Source organism: Desulfurobacterium crinifex, assembly GCF_054656775.1.
Genome location: NZ_BAAHXO010000001.1, coordinates 106,373 through 122,339 on the forward strand (window position 1 = coordinate 106,373; position 15,967 = coordinate 122,339).

Annotated in this window: 22 protein-coding genes; 12 read left to right on the forward strand and 10 right to left on the reverse strand. The window is 36.6% G+C overall.

Annotated features, from left to right (window positions below; all coding sequences use genetic code 11):
- Positions 1-306: 306 nt before the first annotated feature.
- The 3 genes from ACYQ3A_RS00605 to ACYQ3A_RS00615 form a co-directional block, all read right to left on the reverse strand.
- Positions 307-609, reverse strand: coding sequence for a hypothetical protein (locus tag ACYQ3A_RS00605; protein ID WP_459894529.1), 303 nt, complete (start codon positions 607-609; stop codon positions 307-309).
- A 33-nt stretch (positions 610-642) separates the two neighbouring features.
- Positions 643-1,011, reverse strand: a complete 369-nt coding sequence (locus ACYQ3A_RS00610) for a DUF2283 domain-containing protein (protein WP_459894531.1) — start codon at positions 1,009-1,011, stop codon at positions 643-645.
- A gap of 154 nt (positions 1,012-1,165) precedes the next feature.
- Positions 1,166-1,447, reverse strand: a complete 282-nt coding sequence (locus ACYQ3A_RS00615; protein WP_459894533.1) for an HU family DNA-binding protein — start codon at positions 1,445-1,447, stop codon at positions 1,166-1,168.
- A 346-nt stretch (positions 1,448-1,793) separates the two neighbouring features.
- Here ACYQ3A_RS00615 and ACYQ3A_RS00620 point away from each other — a divergent pair, with 346 nt between their 5' ends.
- The 4 genes from ACYQ3A_RS00620 (at position 1,794) to ACYQ3A_RS00635 (ending at position 4,159) form a co-directional block, all read left to right on the forward strand.
- Positions 1,794-1,934, forward strand: coding sequence for a hypothetical protein (locus ACYQ3A_RS00620; protein ID WP_459894535.1), 141 nt, complete (start codon positions 1,794-1,796; stop codon positions 1,932-1,934).
- A gap of 40 nt (positions 1,935-1,974) precedes the next feature.
- A complete protein-coding gene (locus ACYQ3A_RS00625; protein WP_459894537.1) occupies positions 1,975-2,961 on the forward strand; it encodes a hypothetical protein in 987 nt (328 codons plus the stop codon).
- 131 nt (positions 2,962-3,092) lie between these two features.
- A complete protein-coding gene (locus ACYQ3A_RS00630; protein WP_459894539.1) occupies positions 3,093-3,566 on the forward strand; it encodes a roadblock/LC7 domain-containing protein in 474 nt (157 codons plus the stop codon).
- Between the two features lie 8 nt (positions 3,567-3,574).
- Positions 3,575-4,159, forward strand: coding sequence for a GTP-binding protein (locus tag ACYQ3A_RS00635; RefSeq protein WP_459894542.1), 585 nt, complete (start codon positions 3,575-3,577; stop codon positions 4,157-4,159).
- 288 nt (positions 4,160-4,447) lie between these two features.
- Here the strand turns inward: ACYQ3A_RS00635 and ACYQ3A_RS00640 are convergent, their stop codons facing one another.
- A complete protein-coding gene (locus ACYQ3A_RS00640; RefSeq protein ID WP_459894545.1) occupies positions 4,448-4,660 on the reverse strand; it encodes a hypothetical protein in 213 nt (70 codons plus the stop codon).
- A gap of 790 nt (positions 4,661-5,450) precedes the next feature.
- Here ACYQ3A_RS00640 and ACYQ3A_RS00645 point away from each other — a divergent pair.
- Positions 5,451-5,903: a lytic transglycosylase domain-containing protein gene (locus ACYQ3A_RS00645; RefSeq protein WP_459894546.1), complete on the forward strand. Its 453-nt coding sequence runs from the start codon at positions 5,451-5,453 to the stop codon at positions 5,901-5,903.
- Positions 5,904-5,966: 63 nt separating this feature from the next.
- Entirely contained in the window at positions 5,967-6,719 is a 753-nt protein-coding gene (locus ACYQ3A_RS00650) for a hypothetical protein (RefSeq protein WP_459894548.1), read from the forward strand.
- Between the two features lie 7 nt (positions 6,720-6,726).
- Here ACYQ3A_RS00650 and ACYQ3A_RS00655 read toward each other — a convergent pair whose 3' ends face one another.
- Positions 6,727-7,335, reverse strand: a complete 609-nt coding sequence (locus ACYQ3A_RS00655; protein ID WP_459894551.1) for a putative metalloprotease CJM1_0395 family protein — start codon at positions 7,333-7,335, stop codon at positions 6,727-6,729.
- Positions 7,336-7,734: 399 nt separating this feature from the next.
- Positions 7,735-8,313 (reverse strand): hypothetical protein, encoded by a 579-nt coding sequence (locus ACYQ3A_RS00660; RefSeq protein WP_459894554.1) that lies wholly within the window; start codon positions 8,311-8,313, stop codon positions 7,735-7,737.
- 345 nt (positions 8,314-8,658) lie between these two features.
- Between ACYQ3A_RS00660 and ACYQ3A_RS00665 the strand changes: the two genes are divergently transcribed.
- From ACYQ3A_RS00665 to ACYQ3A_RS00690, 6 genes are all read left to right on the forward strand, one after another.
- Positions 8,659-8,889, forward strand: a complete 231-nt coding sequence (locus ACYQ3A_RS00665; protein WP_459894556.1) for a DUF6364 family protein — start codon at positions 8,659-8,661, stop codon at positions 8,887-8,889.
- The gene (locus ACYQ3A_RS00670) at positions 8,886-9,344 is read left to right on the forward strand and encodes a type II toxin-antitoxin system VapC family toxin (protein ID WP_459894558.1); all 459 of its coding nucleotides are present in this window, start codon (positions 8,886-8,888) and stop codon (positions 9,342-9,344) included. The genes ACYQ3A_RS00665 and ACYQ3A_RS00670 overlap by 4 nt, the downstream gene beginning before the upstream one ends.
- A 60-nt stretch (positions 9,345-9,404) precedes the next feature.
- Complete coding sequence (locus tag ACYQ3A_RS00675; protein ID WP_459894561.1) at positions 9,405-9,644, forward strand: AbrB/MazE/SpoVT family DNA-binding domain-containing protein; 240 nt, start codon at positions 9,405-9,407, stop codon at positions 9,642-9,644.
- Positions 9,631-10,014: a type II toxin-antitoxin system VapC family toxin gene (locus tag ACYQ3A_RS00680; RefSeq protein ID WP_459894564.1), complete on the forward strand. Its 384-nt coding sequence runs from the start codon at positions 9,631-9,633 to the stop codon at positions 10,012-10,014. The genes ACYQ3A_RS00675 and ACYQ3A_RS00680 overlap by 14 nt, the downstream gene beginning before the upstream one ends.
- Before the next feature lie 42 nt (positions 10,015-10,056).
- Positions 10,057-10,893 carry a tyrosine-type recombinase/integrase gene (locus ACYQ3A_RS00685; RefSeq protein ID WP_459894567.1) on the forward strand — a complete coding sequence of 279 codons (837 nt, stop codon included), beginning with the start codon at positions 10,057-10,059 and terminating at the stop codon, positions 10,891-10,893.
- Between the two features lie 115 nt (positions 10,894-11,008).
- Positions 11,009-12,175: an IS256 family transposase gene (locus tag ACYQ3A_RS00690; RefSeq protein WP_459894569.1), complete on the forward strand. Its 1,167-nt coding sequence runs from the start codon at positions 11,009-11,011 to the stop codon at positions 12,173-12,175.
- Positions 12,176-12,382: 207 nt separating this feature from the next.
- On the opposite strand, the gene ACYQ3A_RS00695 is transcribed toward ACYQ3A_RS00690, so the two are convergent.
- From ACYQ3A_RS00695 to ACYQ3A_RS00710, 4 genes are all read right to left on the reverse strand, one after another.
- Positions 12,383-13,105, reverse strand: a complete 723-nt coding sequence (locus ACYQ3A_RS00695; protein ID WP_459894572.1) for an RAMP superfamily CRISPR-associated protein — start codon at positions 13,103-13,105, stop codon at positions 12,383-12,385.
- A 25-nt stretch (positions 13,106-13,130) separates the two neighbouring features.
- A complete protein-coding gene (locus ACYQ3A_RS00700; RefSeq protein ID WP_459894575.1) occupies positions 13,131-14,138 on the reverse strand; it encodes an RAMP superfamily CRISPR-associated protein in 1,008 nt (335 codons plus the stop codon).
- Complete coding sequence (locus ACYQ3A_RS00705; RefSeq protein ID WP_459894578.1) at positions 14,125-14,733, reverse strand: hypothetical protein; 609 nt, start codon at positions 14,731-14,733, stop codon at positions 14,125-14,127. Before ACYQ3A_RS00705 ends, ACYQ3A_RS00700 begins: the two co-directional genes overlap by 14 nt.
- Positions 14,734-15,071: 338 nt before the next feature.
- Complete coding sequence (locus ACYQ3A_RS00710) at positions 15,072-15,848, reverse strand: hypothetical protein (RefSeq protein WP_459894581.1); 777 nt, start codon at positions 15,846-15,848, stop codon at positions 15,072-15,074.
- Positions 15,849-15,967: the final 119 nt, after the last annotated feature.

Below are 15,967 nucleotides of genomic sequence, written 5' to 3' on the forward strand. Positions count from 1 at the left end.
TAAAGTAATAGTAAAACCATATAACCAGATAACTATATAGCTTAAATATATGCTCAGAACAGGTATTTAGACCAAGACTTTAAACCCATAAAGAAACTTTCCATTCTCTCCAAGCAGTAATGCAGTAATTTCAGATAAAAAGTTTATTTAGTAACATAATTTCTCAGCCAATCCAGAATAATGCAGCGTTTTAATACAGGAAAGGCTACAGGTAGGATAACTGAGATTTTCTCAGGCAGCCAGATGCTTCTTATTTTCTTACCTTTTAGTTTTTTTATTTTCCTATTTTTCAACATTTCAACATTTTTAAGTCTTTTCCTCTTCTGTTCTATCATCTGTCACAGTAGATCCAGCTGCATCAAGACTTAAAAATATCTCGTGAAGCTTTGCTGAATTATGATCTTCATCCAAGATAGAAATTTCATTTCCCTTAGCTTCATCTGAACCACTCACTCTTCTAACCTCTTTTAAGAGTTCTTCAATGAGTTTCCTGGTTTCTTTTACGTTCCTATAGATGCCGAGAAGAAAGAGTGGAACAAAGAAAGCTAACACGATTATCGCAATGGATACGATTCCTAAGAGAAACAAGAAAACCTCAAATTTTTCCATTTTTTCTCCCTCTATAGCTTGGATTCATTTTTGTTACTCCAGTTCTCTGCTGACTACTCTATCTACATTTAACTTCTTCAATAGTTCATTGTCTGGCTTAAAAAGCTCCAATCTTAGGGGACGATTATCGTCTTGCAAGAAAAGAACACCGTTCTCAAACTTTTCAACTCTTCCTACCTTACCATTATCAAAGATTACAACTAATTTCCTTTCTTCTGAAGAGAAATATTTCTTCAATTTGCTCCAGTTAAAAATTTCTATTCCGATAACTTTGTTATCAGTTGAAAAGTCAAGGATTATCTTTATATCCCAGAAATCTTCACTTCCATCGTAAGTATCATTCTCATTTCCCCAGGAAAAAAATACTACATCACAAGTTTCATCATAGTGGAAATTTACCATGCCATAACTCCTTAAGGCTTCTCATGCATATTCCTTTTTCAACTGTTATTGCTCTCCTCATCAAAACCTCTTGTTTTGAATATGATTCAACAAAAAAAGTCCCGCCCAAAGGCGGGTTCTTCCTGGAGATTAAAGAATGGGGTAAAGGGGAGAACTACTCTATAATCTTCTCAATATCCTTCAATTTTTTACCAGGCTTAAAAGCCGGAGAAATTTTGGCAGGAACCTTAACTTTCTTTCCTGTTCTTGGGTTCCTTGCAACTCTCTTGGCTTTCTCTTTCATAAAGAAAGTTCCAAAGTTCCTGATTTCTATCTTTTCTTTCTTCTTGAGAGCTTCTGTAACAACTTCAGTAAATGCGTTCAGAAAAGCCTCAGCGTCTTTCTTTCTAATACCTGCTGTTTCCGCAATTGCTGAAATGAGTTCAGCTTTTGTCATACTACTCCCTCCTCTATTAAGTTTACAACCATTTATTATTTCATCCTTTACTAATTTTATCTCTTTGTGAACCTTAACTTCAAGTGTACACTTCTATATCTCAACGCAATTCATAACCTTTTCAATGTCCTCCTGAAACTCTTTTTTAAAAGAACTTTTGAACGGAGAAACAAATTAACAGGGTTTGCCTGCTTCAAAGACATTATTAATTTTTCTGAGCTTTCTTCTATTTTAGTGCCGTTCACCTTCGTAAACTAAAATTCATCTCCGTTCCAGTATTAATTGACTATTCTAAGGAAAAGAATACTTTAAGTTATAGTGAATGCGATACCTTAAGAGCAAAGTTATGAAAACTTTCACCATAAAGGTAGATGAGAAACTGGAAAAGACTTCTGAAGAGTTAACAAAAAATATAAAGAAGACAAAAATCCAGCTCAGGAGTTGCCCGATATTAAGTATCTTTCAGTGTAAGGTTGAGAATTCTTAAGGAGGCTTTAGTATTTGTTAAGTATGTAAACGGAGCTTTAATGGGCAAAAGAAAGCGTAATAAGGGAAAAAGAGAACGAGGAAATAGAAAGATAAGTGCATGGAATCTGGCAGTAAATATGGTGAAACGCCTTGAAAGGAATTATCCTTATGTGGATTTTGAACTTTTCGATGCAAATTTCTCAGGAAGGCTTGTTGTTAAACTCGGACTGTATCCTCTCGGAGTTTGCTTTATTAATGGAAGGAGTATTCAGGAAGTTGAAAGGAAAGTAAGAAGAATAATAAAGTCTATGGAGACAAGTTTCGTTAAATGTCCTTTCTGTGGCACCAAAATAAACATATTTGATGCTGCCCTTGGCAAGTGTAAATGTGGAGTAATTTTCAAAAGGCCGATAGTTTCATCATCAGACGCTCTGTTTGAAGATGACATTCAAAGGAAATTAGCTGAGGCCTTTGACTCAGAATTAGTAGAAAGGTACTTATCTTCGGGGTTTAGATTTGATGAAATTTTTGAAGGACTGAAAATTTTTCATCTTTTAGGAGTCCGTTTTTACGCCATTCACAGAAATATCAGGCTGAAAACAGAAAACGAGGTACTTACCAGTTCTCCTATAAAGAGAATCTTACTCCAGGAAGGTTTCAAATGTATAGAGATAGGAAAATGGAAAGAAACTCTGTGGGAAGGTTGGGTTAATGGTGAAAAGAGACAGTTAATTCTGGACGAAAAGAGCGAGAATGTTTTCATCATATGTTATATGACGGTAATTCCAATCAATGTTGAAGAAGAAACTGGGGCTGATTTTATGGAGTTGTTTGAAGAGGAACTCGGAGATATTTCCACCTTTCCCTTTACACGAAAAAATGATTTAGACGAGTGGTACAGTGGTATCTTCGTCCCACAGGAAGAGGTAATGAGAAAAGGAATCAATGAAGTAATCAAAAATGCCACGAGAAGATTCAAAGAAGCAGAAGAGAGAGCTCTTTTCAGAGCATTTAAGGAGATGAGAAGGAATGAAACCAGCAGATGAACAGAAAGCCACAATAGAGGCTTTTTCAGGAGGTAAAAATTTTAAAACTGGAAAACCCCCAACTTTAACTAAAAATAGATTACAATTCAGAAGCTAATTTAATAGTTTCATGAAACAGTGGGGGAAGAAGAATGCTGAATATCACACCTGAAGAAGATAAGGAACTACGACGGTTATTTACTGAACTTGCAAAAGAAAGCAAATCTAAAATAGTCATACTCATCGATAAATCCGGTCAATTAATCAGTCGAAGTGAATCTCCAGCATTCTCTTCAGATGACATTACCTTTGCATCACTAACAGCAGGAAATGTTGCAGCTTCTGAGGCACTCTCAAAACTGTTAGGAGACAAGGATCTAAATCACATGTTCACGGAAACGGAAGAAGAAGGCATTTACATGATTCTTTTAGATGGAAAATATATACTGGTGTCGATTTTCAACAAGGAACATTCAAATCTCGGCATAATAAGAGTAAAGATTAGAAAGTTTTATCCTGAAATAAAAAAGCTGATAAAGAGGATTGAAGAAAGAACAAGAAACGAAACAACTCTTCCCAAAAATATCAATGTAGAAGAAGTCGACTTAGATTCTCTATTTGAATAGGAGAGGTCATGTCATTCATAAACTTTGCAACTAAGGAAATTAACTGTAAGGTAGTATATTACGGACCAGGACTAAGTGGAAAAACAGTCAACGTTAAGTGGATCTATGACCACGTTAAGCCGGAAAATAGAGGGGAATTGGTAACTCTTGCTACAGAAACGGAAAGAACGCTCTTTTTTGACTTTGCACCAATAGAAATATCAAACGTAAATGGATTTAAGGTCAGATTCCATCTATATACCACACCCGGGCAGATCATTTATCAAGCAAGCAGGAAACTCATACTTAAAGGAGTAGATGGAATTGTTTTTGTTGCAGATTCTCAGGAAGAAAGACACGATGCAAATCTTGACACCTTAGATGATATGATAGAAAACCTGAAAGACTACAAAATAAGCATAGAGGAGATTCCTGTTGTATTTCAGTACAACAAAAGGGATCTTCCGAGTGCCCTACCTGTAGAAGTTCTCAGGAAAGAACTTAACCGATGGAACTGTCCCGAGTTTGAAGCTGTAGCTATCAAAGGTGTAGGTGTTCTTGAAACATTTAAAGAAATAACAAAGCAGGTTCTAAAGAAACTTAGGGAAAAATAAGGATCCACTTATTTTTCATACGTGGAGTTTTATTCATTTACACGATGGAATGAATACTCCACTATCTACAGCAAGGAATGTCCAATACGGGAAAGCTCTGAAATTACAAGGCCATTTCCTTCCCGGAGCTTTCCCAAGAGCTCTTCAGGTTCCCTGTTACTCTGGCTTCTTTTACCACTGATGGTTTCGTATTATCTCAACATTTCCAAGTTTGTAAGCGTTGAATATCTGATTTTTCTGCTCTGAGCAGTTCATTCATCTGTTAGCACTTTAATATAGGTATAAACCTTAAACTACTTCACACTTCAGAGCAGTAGGTTTTACTTCCCTACCTTCTATCCAACCAGAAAGCTCTATAGTGACATTTCCGTTTTCCTGGTCGAAATCGAGGAGCTTAAGAGTACAGAAGTTATAGGTATCGCTAATGGAAAGTTCTCCAGCAAAAAGAAGGCTGAGTATCTGCCTACTGCTCAATCCGAATAGAACACTCCTAACAGCCAAATACACGTCCTCCGAAAGGGTGCTTCGGTTTGGTATAAGTTTCATTGCCCTCCTCCCCGAATTACTTCAAGGTCTTTATAATGAGCAATATACAGTTCTATCGTCATCAATTTCTGTAAGAAGCAGAAATTCCCAAAGATGACATCCAGATAGGCAGTTCGATATCTGTCTTTTAACTCCTTTTATTCTCTCATCGGAATGGTATTCACGTGAAACCAACTCAAAAGGACTGAAATAAGACTGGAATTCCATAGCGATATGTTCCCCTTTCATGAACAAATAAAATGTTACACCTTTTCTCTTTTACTTGCAAAAATCTCCACAGGATTAAAGTGAACCAATGGGTGAATGAAATCTTTCTTTATCATATCACTACAATCTATTGATTTACTTTCCTTCAGAGGTCTTTCTCGTAATTAACTGTAGAAGCTTCCTGAATATAAAGACCAATACCAAAACCGAAATAGAGTTCTCTTTTCGCAAAGAAGGTTAGGGAAATTTACGAATCACACGTCTAAAAATTCCTTGTCATCCCCTTTATAAAAGGGGATATATGGATAATTCTAAATAGGTATTGGAATAAGTTTTTCGTATTGTATGTAGGGCTTGACTATTTTACGGTTTACCTCAACTCCTTGCTTCTTGAATTTGGCTATGGAATCCTTAAGATTTAGAAGTTATCTAAGAGGATATGTAGTAATCTTTAATGAACTCGGAAATGCAATTTCCAATGCTGCAGTGAGGCCGGGGAGTGAACAGAGAAGGGAGATTATCTACCCTCCGAGAGAGTATGCGAAAGCTCTGGAGAGGAGGCTTTCTCTGTAGTATCTTCTTCACAGCCCTAACTCTTCAGGTTAATGCTCAGGATTTAGAAGCTTGTTTCTTACATGCAGGAATCTATTACGGAGTTTCTCCTTTAATTTTGAAAGCCATTGCAGAAGTAGAGTCCGGGATGAATCCAAAGGCGATAAATCACAATCGTAATGGAACAAAAGATTTAGGGCTTATGCAGATTAATACCATCTGGTTGAAAGAACTTAAAAAGTATGGAATAGGAGAAAAGGAATTACTGGAGGATCCGTGCTTAAACATTCATATCGGAGCTTGGATTTTGAATAAATGTATAGCAAAATATGGATATAACTGGAAAGCTGTAGGGTGCTATCATTCCTGCACTCCTGAGCTTAATAAGAGCTATTCTCGTAAGGTTTACAGTGTGTTAAGTAGATGGTGGAAAAGATAGTAGAAAGGGGGTGAATGGATTTCTTAGTCTAAAGAAACTAACTGATTATTGGAGAAGTATTAAATGGCAGAGAATAAAAGTGATATTGATGAAAAGTTCTACCAGTTATTGAAAGAGAAAAAAATCTTTTTTGATGCTCATTTAAATCTTGATAAAAAAGTAGTCAATGCAAGAGTTGTTGATTTTTCCATGCAGGATAGACTTCTGGAGCTGAACAAGATTAAAGTGAAACTCAGAGAAGTGAACAAACTTGAGTTTACTGGAACTAATGCTGTCAAGTTTTTCAAGGAGATTCTTCCAGAGTTGCCAGCAGGTATTTCAAAGAAAAATTTTGAGGGAAAAAGTATCTATATCTATCCTTTTGGAGAGAAAGGATATCAGAAATGGACTCTGGTTAAGGAGTATCCTTACTTTTTTATTCTCCACAGAAAGGAGAAAGCTCAAAAAGAGAATAGAAAAGGAAAATCAGGAATCTCACATATTTATGAGGTTAAATTCAAACTGTTCATTTCTGCCCATACAATTTTCTCTCCTTATTCTAAACAGCTAATAATAGAGAGAGATCTCTACGATATAGTAGAAGCTGGAGCATGGAGAGAATGGGCTAAAGAAATAAGTGCCTTGCTTAAAGAAGAACTCAGAAATGATAAGAAGAAAGTCTTAACATTTGCACTAAAAGATGGCAGAGAGATAACAGGAGTATTTGAGAAAAAGAGGTCTTATGTACCTTTTTGCTATCGTCTGTTTGATCCAGATGATAGAAAAAAGGGAATTAGCATCTACAAGCATGCGATAGATGATTTCTGGGAAGGTTGATAAATTCTTACAATCTTTTTATTTCCCATTGTAACTTGTTATTTTCCTTATCTTTAACACCCTCATTTTTATCGCTTCCTTCTTTTTTCGAGCCATTAAGTTCTTCTTCCTTGCTTCTACTCAGCTCAGAAATAGCTTCTGCCAAAATTTTTGCAGCTATAGAAGCAACCTGAATATCCTGAGGAGATGGATCAGCAGGAGCAAGAGCAGCAGCTATCACCTGTTGCATTTTTCTTATGGTTTTTTCAGGAGTATCTTCAGGAGAAACGTCTATAGGAACATCTCCAGCAACAGCATAAAGTTTTCCATCAGGTCCCAGAACAAACTGATAGTGGGGAGCACCTGCATACTGACCACCTACAGTAGAGTGAGCAAGTTCATGAGCCTTTACCTTTATGTCTATCATTCTTAGTTTAGCAACCTCAATATCAATTTCCATTTCTCGCTTTTTCTTGACTATTTCCTCACTTTTCCCTAACTCCACCTGAATATTTCTTTCTTCTTTCTGAACATCCCTTTGAACATCCTTTTGAAACTGTTGATTCTCATCTACTTTTTTTGTGAACACCTGCCACAAATGAAAACTTTCATTTTGAGCTGGAGATACCCTTTCCATCGTGGTAACTCCCTCAAAATGTTTTTAGTTTGAAATTATTTTTAAGATACATTCCTGACAATTTCTCAGTTATTCCATTTCCATTCAAGGTAAGCCACAAGATTGTTCTTTCTTAAAGCCCCCTGAATAATGCTATTTATCCCTTTTCTTAACTCCCATTCCCAAGGAGCTTCTAACAAGACATTAATTCCAAGAACAGCCACTTCTAACGCTTTTATATCCAGCCTAACCGGATAATCCTCTTTTCTGAACCTTTTCTGAATTTCCTAGAAAATTTCAAGAATCGTCTCCCCCAACCACTTACTACCTCAAACTTTCAATTTAGAAGTAGTCGGTAGCTAATACACTCCATAACGTAATTAGCTACTATCTTTCTTCGTAAAGCCCTAAAACAAGTGTTCAAATCTGCTTCTCCAGTGCCTTAACAGCTTCCTCAACGGCAGTTCTTTCAGGACTTCCCTTTGGTAAATTGGCTGCTACTTCTTTTAATTTATTAATCTGCTCAAGGATTTCCTGTTTACGCTTTTCTTCTTCTAAAGACTTCAACTTAGACTGTAATTCTTCTACTTCTGCTTTCAGAGACTCATTTTCTTTTCTGCAGGTTTCAAGATCTTTTTCCAGGACTTTGGTAAGCTTTTCACAGTTTACAAGTTTTTCCCAATTAGCAGAATTATCCTTTTCCAATTCAATTACTCTTTCTATAAGAGCTTCATACTTTTCAAACGGCACTCCCTCGTAGGTTACCCTCTGTCCTACAACTTCTCCTCTACCAAGAAGTTCCTCTACGAAGTAAGAAAAGAATCTGAGCAATTCGTCATCTTCTTCTATCCTGATTGCCTTACCTACCTCCTGATCCTCCACAATAGACAGCTCGTATTTCTCAGGTAAAAGCTTCTTTGCATCGTTGTAAGGTTTATGAGGCTTGATACCGTATCTCTGTAGTTTAGCAAGCACTGATAAAGGAATCAGACACTCCATTAGAACCTCCCGAATTTAAAATTTGACTGTTAGTCTAATTTTATATTTCTTGTTTTTATTCTTCAACTACAAAGATACATTTAACATTATTCCTTTATTTCCAATAAATAATTTATTCAGTTTTATCGTAACTACAAAATATTTACAGAGAAAATAAACTTGACAGACCCCTCATTCCACTATAAAATAAGGGTGTAGATAATGGATATTATCTACACCTTTGCTAACTAAAAAGTCTGAGGGATAAAGAGAATTTTCAGAAAATCTTCGAATCATAAAAGACATAAACTTGTTTCACAAAGAAGGACGTATATATTTCAAAGTATCAATACGGCAGGAGGAACTTTGAAAACGAAGCTGACTCTCAGATTAGATAAGAATGTTATAGAAAGGGCTAAAGAATACTCTGCAAGAAGGGGAGAATCGGTTTCTCAAATGGTTGAGAAGTTTTTTAGAATTCTTTCAGAAGAAAAAGAAGAAGTTACTCCTACTGTAAGAAAACTTAAAGGTTTGTTAAAAGGCTCAAATGTTGATGAAGCTGATTACAAAAACTTTCTCGAAGAGAAATATCTATGAGAGTCTTGTTTGATACAAACGTCATTCTGGATGTTCTTCTTGAACGCCGACCGTTTTCCGAATCAGCATCAAAGCTACTTTCCAAAGTTGAAAAAGGAGAAATTATCGGACTTGTATGTGCAACTACAATAACCACTATTTACTACCTTGTAAATAAAGCTCTTGACCGAAAGAAAGCTGATGAATGTATAGATCTGCTTCTTAACCTTCTCGAAGTTGCATCTGTAAACAGAGTTGTTATAGAGACCGCCAGAACTTTGGAATTTAGAGATTTTGAAGATGCTGTTGTGTATGCATCAGCTCTACATTCTGGATGTAGTTGTGTTGTTACAAGAAATCATAAAGACTTTTCTGCTTCAGAAATTCCTGTGTTTTCTCCTGAAGAACTATTACGAGCATTAAAAGTGAAGAACTGGGAAAACAAGCAGGATGATGGCAGACATGCTGAAAGATAAAAACTTGAAAACTCCATTTGTAAGATGCAAATTAGTAGTAACCTTATTTCAGGTGGTAAGATGAGCATAGCAAAGATTACTTCAAAAGGACAAATTACCATACCGGCTCACATCAGAAAACGCCTCAAAACGAATCTTGTTTCTATTGAATTTAGAGAAAATGCTGTAATACTAAAACCAGTTTATGGCATAGGCGGAACTCTCAGTAAGTATGCCTTTAAAAATAAGTCTCATGATGAAATCAAAGAATTAGAGGAAAAGGCCATTGAAGAAGGGTTCACAAAAGGTGAGAGTAGTTGACACTAATGTAATATTAAGATACCTATTAAGAGATGTTGAAGAGCTATACGCAAAGGCTGAGAAAATAATCACTGAAACTATGAATGGAAAAACTATGATTTTTATTCCTCAATCCGTCATTGCAGAAGTTGTATTTGTACTTCAGAAGGTTTACAAAGTTCCGAGAGATGAAATTGCATCAGTCCTGGAATTTTTCATACAGTTAAGAAACTGCAAGATTCAGGATGGAGAAATTATAAAGAGAGCCATATCTATCTACAAGGAGACGAACTTGAGTTTTGTTGATGCTCTACTCTGCGCTTTTAAAGCAGAGAAAGGCTACTCCCTGGAAACTTTTGACGAGGCTTTATTGAAAAAATGCAAACATTGAAAACAAAAATACTCCTGAGATTAGTTTAGGATTAAGGGAAACATGCTAAAAGAAAAAATAACTCTTAAAGAACTCTTTGAAAAATGGAAACTCAACGCTCCTCTTTCCCTCAGTATGAAAACAGTAAAAAGCTACGAAAGAAGGCTTCAAGATTTTTTTTCGGAATATGGAGACTATTATCCAGAGGAGCTGAGAAAAGAATACCTGGGGGAGTTTATCAGAAGATTGCCTTCTGAATCAGTCAGAGAGCAAACTGCAGCTGCACTCACAAATTTCAGGAAATTCCTTTCAGACCTTGATATTCCTTTTCCTGAAGTTCCTTCCTATGCCCGTCCAAAGGGAAAGCAGAAACTTCCTAATCCAATATCTGAAGAAGTTTTCTGGAAGATGATGAAATTAGCTGAGGAAGAAGAAAAAGAATTTCCATACAGAAAAGCAGTTCTGATTCTTTTAGGTTTAGCAGGTCTGAGGATTCAGGAAGCTTTACAGCTTCTGCCATCGGATATTGTTAAAGAGGGAAGTAAGGTTAAAGTTATTATTAGGGAAGGAAAAGGTAGGAAAGACAGGATAGTCCCAATAGCTGGAGAATATGGAAATTGGCTGTGGGAGAGGAAAGATAGGTTATTTCCGTTAAATCTACACGAGAATTCTATAAGGAAGTTTCTTAAAAACTATGGAAAAAAATGTGGAGATCCAAACGTTTATCCTCATCGGTTAAGACACTTCTTTGCTACTCAATTAACGGCTAAAGGAGTACCTGTTCAGGTTATCCAGAAACTTCTTGGACATTCAAGTCCTGCTACAACGATGGTTTATTCGAAGGTAGCTGATATTTTGATGGAAGAAGCAGTAGAGAAGTTGATTGATGTATATAATTAGAAAGCCACCTGTAGTTTCACTTTCAATCTTTTGGAAGTTTGGGTACTCAAGTGCTGTTCCCTGAGGGAGTGTCCACCCAAGTGTGTAAAAATTAAACCTAAAGGAGGGTGGACACATGAAAAGGAAATATGATCCAGAACTCATTAAGGATGATCTTAAAAAGCTCATCCAACAAACATTAAAAGAAGCCTTAGAAGCAGAGCTTGAAGAGTTCCTTGGCTATTCAAAGTATGAGCGTACTAATTCTAACAACTCCAGAAACGGCTATATCTCCAAGACTGTTAAAACCGCAGCTGGAGAAGTAGAGATTGAAACTCCAAGAGATAGAAAGGGAGATTTTGAACCCAAAATAGTCAAAAAACGCCAGACAGTCCTTGAAGACCTGGAGAACAAGATAATAGCCCTATATTCAAAGGGAATGACAGTAAGAGACGTTCAGGAATTACTCTCTGACATGTATGGAATGGACATAAGCCCTTCTTTGATTTCAAAGATTACCGACAGACTAACTCCGAGAATAGAAGAATGGCAGTCAAGACCACTTGAAAGAATTTACGTTATCCTCTACATAGATTGCATCTTTTGCAAAGTACGACAAGATGGCAAGGTAGTAGATAAAGCAGTTTACGTAGTTATAGGCGTAAATAAAGAAGGACGAAAGGAACTCCTTGGTTTCTGGATAAATGAGAGCGAAAGTGCCAGTTTCTGGTTCAAGGTACTAAATGACCTAAAAAGTAGAGGAGTCAAAGACGTTCTGATATTTAGCGTGGATAATCTGTCAGGTATAGAAAAAGCCATAAAAGGAGTATATCCTCAAGCAGAGATACAAAAATGTGTAGTTCACCAGATAAGGAACTCATTAAGATATGTATCGTGGAAAGACAAAAAAGGATTATCATCAGATCTCAAGAAAGTTTATGGAGCAGCTACACTTGAGGAAGCAGAACTTAGGATGGACGAGTTTGAGGAGAAATGGGGAAACAAGTATCCTCACGTAATAAAAAGCTGGAGGACCAACTGGGAAGAGCTTATGGCTTACTTCAAGTATCCGCTTGAACTCAGGAAACTTATGTACACGACGAACATCATAGAGAGTGTTAATAGTAAGTTCAGGAAGGTAACAGATGGAAAGAGGGTATTTCCGAGTGATATGTCAGTTCTTAAGAGTCTTTATTTAGCTGCTCTGGAACTTGCGAAAAAATGGAACAGAAGTGTTATCAAGGATTGGGGTATTATTTACGGGCAGCTGTCAATAATTTTCGAGGAGAGGTTAGAGGCATGATAGAATTTACACAGTTCTATGGACACTCCCGTCAATAATTTTCGAGGAGAGGTTAGAGGCATGATAGAATTTACACAGTTCTATGGACACTCCCGTTCCCTGAGAAGGAAATTCATTTTTTTTACAGCTTACACAAAATTCTTGACACAACCTTCTATGGACACTCCCTTTTCAAGAATTCCTATGGACACTTTCTATCGAATTTCTTCATTTTCGACCTACTCTTCCGAACCCAAGAACCCTTACATCAGCAGGCAAGTAATAAGGTGGTAAAATGCTTTTGTAAATTTCTATTTCTGGTTCTCTTCTAAGGTATTCTATTGGAACGGGACGAATAAGCCTGTTCTCTATAGTTAACTTTCTGATCTCCACTTCTGTTTCTCTTATTTCTACTTCTACTTGACCAAATCCAAATCCTGTTTTTTTTCCAATGCCTGTTTTCTCAAGAACGAAAACAGTTTCTTCAAATTCCTCAAGTCTTTCTTCTGGAACATCTGCATAGAAAACAAATTCTTCCGAATAGACAGCCTCTATTGGTATTTTGAAAGTTTTAAATTTCCCTTTTTTATCTGCCTGAGTGTTTTTATTTACCTGCAAATTTTTGTTTGCTTTCCTAATGTAAGGGTTAGTGTAATCTGGACGACGAATAATATTGGTTTCAACTTTCCTTATTTCTCCTCTCGGAAAAAGAGCCGAAATCCTGTAAAACCAACTGCCGTCTGGCATTCCTTCTTTCTCTATTGGTAGTTCCAGAATGTACTGAAATTGGCTCTTCGGGAGAGATAACTTTCCAATTTTCACTTTTCCGTTTTCATTCTTATACTTGAATCCCGTAGAAACTGCATAGGCAAAAGATAAAATCCCGTCCGCAGGTGCGAACGGGTCTATGATAAGAGGTGTTTTAGGTCTCAAAACTACTTCCAGCCACATTACTTTTCCCCTTCTCTCTTGTTTTCTATTTTTTTCCTTCCTTCTTTTTCAATGCCAGAAGTTCTGCCACTTTTGACAGGTCTATTGAGTCAATGAAATGTTCAAGCGCTTTCTCATCCGGTTCTATTCTATTCCCCTCTTCATCAAGAATTGTTATTTCTTCAACAAGTCCATAGCCAGCAGCTGCTCTGCCACCAATAAAAGGTTCTTGCTTAAAGAGTTTTATGTATCCTGTGAGAATTCCTTTCTGCATTTCTTCATCATCGTCAGTAAAAGTAATTACCTGAATCAAGTCAAAAGCTGGAGCCATAACTTCATAGTTCAAGAGGTTCTCGAGATCTCTTTTTTGCTTCCCATCCCTCTTTTCAGCGTAAGAAGCAATTACTTCTTCTGTTTCTTTTAGCTCTTCTTTAAATCCCTCTTCTGCTAAAGAGTATGCCTCCGAAAGAATGCCTGCCTTTCTACTTGTTTCAATAGCGATAAAAGGTTTTGTGATAAAGAATTTCGTTCCAGCTATTTCTACAGGTTCAATCCTTACTTCATCAGGGCTAACGGCTTTAAGAGAAAAGTCCTCTATCAAGGACTTGTCAGCCGTGACTCCTTCTATTACGGGAAGTGCAAAACCAACGGAAAGAGCGGAACGAGTATTAGGAATGTCAGGAATCATATATCCAAAATACCTATAAAACGGATCAATTTGTAGGAGTTCTTGATACACTTCATATCCATCGTTTATATCAGTCGCAAGAGCCGAACCGCCAAAGTAAAGAAGTATTGCAGTTGTGAAAGCTGATTGTTTTTCTCTCCCTTTTAGTTTTGAGATCTTTTCAGCTTTCTTTTCAAAGACTGCTTTGCCGATAAATCTTCTCAGTCTTCCTCTAAAGTGAGAGCCTTTTATAACAGGTACTTCAAAAATTTTGTCCCTTATGTTCATAGGTTCTTTTTCCACAAGCGTTAAGTTTCCTTCCGTCCTCGAAGTATATAGAATGGGAGATCCTTCCTTCCTCCTGATCAGAACTCTATACTGTTTCATTTCCTGCCTCCATTTTGGTCTTATTTGAAGTGTTAACGCTTAAAACCTTTCTGAAATATTTTTCCCATTTACTTTTTCCTTCTCTAATACCCTGAGGTGTTAAATAAACCTTTATCAGGTTAGCCCCATCCAGAATGTTCAACATAAACCCCTTTTCAGGATTAGGAGAAAGTTCCAATTTGTAAAGCTCTGAAACCGGTAGAACTTTTCCAGCCTTTGCAAAGAATACCGCCCAAAGTCCTCTTGGCAGACTTTCTAAATCTTCCAGAGTATTTATTCCTTTCCACTCATTTTCTGCAACCACAAAGAACTTGTTTTCAGCTCCAACTTCTTTTGCAAGATTAGAGGGAGCTATTTTTCCAGCAACTGAAAAAACAGTAAAACATTCAACGCACATATCAGGAATGCTGTCTATGGATTTAATAATTCCAGAGTTACTGGGTCTGTTAAGAACTTTTTTGATAATTACTTTTGAAACAATAGGTCTTTCTCTACCGCAAAAGAGACAAATGCCTTTTCTCTCGGTCTTTACTTCCAAATTCCCAATTTTTTCTGGAAATTTTTCTCTAATCAAGTTATAGAGGATATAAAGCATTAATCCTCCTTTTTTGCGGGTTACTCATTTTTCTCCTCCAAATAAAAAGTGAAAGTAACTTACAACTAAGAGAAAGAAGAAGCCTACTACAACAGAAATTATTGGATATTTACCGAGAAATTCCTCAAGATACTTGTCCTTTCCTTTTAAAAGAAAGGCACATATTAAACAGCTAAAGAAGAAAAATAAGGAAAGAAGAAAGAATACAGTATAACCACATATATCGTACGTATCAGGACTATCCTCTACTCTGAAAAATTTTAAAGAAAAGCTAAATGCAAGAATTCCATTAACTAAATGAAGAAAAATTCCCGTAAAGCAAATGTATTCCTTAGCACTCATTTTTCGCTTTCGTTTTCCTTAATTATGGTTCCTATTTGTCTTGTTCCATGGAGAACCGGAATAGGAAAACCGAATCCAGCACTTCTATGCCAGCCCATTCCAAATCTGTAAAGCTTAACCAGTTTTTTCTCATCTGCTTCAATTTCTATCTCTGTTTCTATTGCTGTAAATCTGTAAAGCTCTCCTTTAAACCTGTGATAGACTGTTTTAGTTCTGAAAAACAGAACATCCTTTATGCTAAAGCCGTTATCCTCAAAGTAGTAAATGAACTGCTGAAAAAGAGGATATCTACCATACCTGGAGAGAAAACTTTTATCTTCATAAGGAATAAGAAGATCAGAAAATCTAACTCTGCTTAAAACAGGAATCTCAATGGTTTTCATCCCTACGGGACTTAAAACGGTATAGGCATCTCCTATTTTCAATGGAATTTCCGTCTTCTTGAGAGAATAGAAAGCTTCCTGAATAGCGTTTAGAAATTTTTCTTCCCCTGAAACCTGAAGAGTAAAAGGTTTCTCCAGAATAACGAAATCTCCTGCTCTATTTCCCTTGAAGTTAACCTGGAAAGTAAATGGCTTTCTTTCTTTTTCTTCTGTCTCATACCATCTATCATAAAGTTCTGGGAAAGCTTTCTGTATGAGCCCCTTTATAACCACCAATCCAGCTCTGCGGTAGTCCTTCGCAGGTAAAATTGGTGATGTCAGAAAAAACAACTTTCTTTCTATTGTCACTTTTCCTGGCGGAACAGGACCTTGGGGTTTTGTTCTACTCATAACTTAATTCCTCCTTCGTTCTCAGCCTAATATGCTTTTTTCCTCAAAACCCCCACCCTGTTACATGACCCAGGAAAAGAGACCAGAAAAAGAGAGAGCAGAGTTGAGAATGTCTGAAC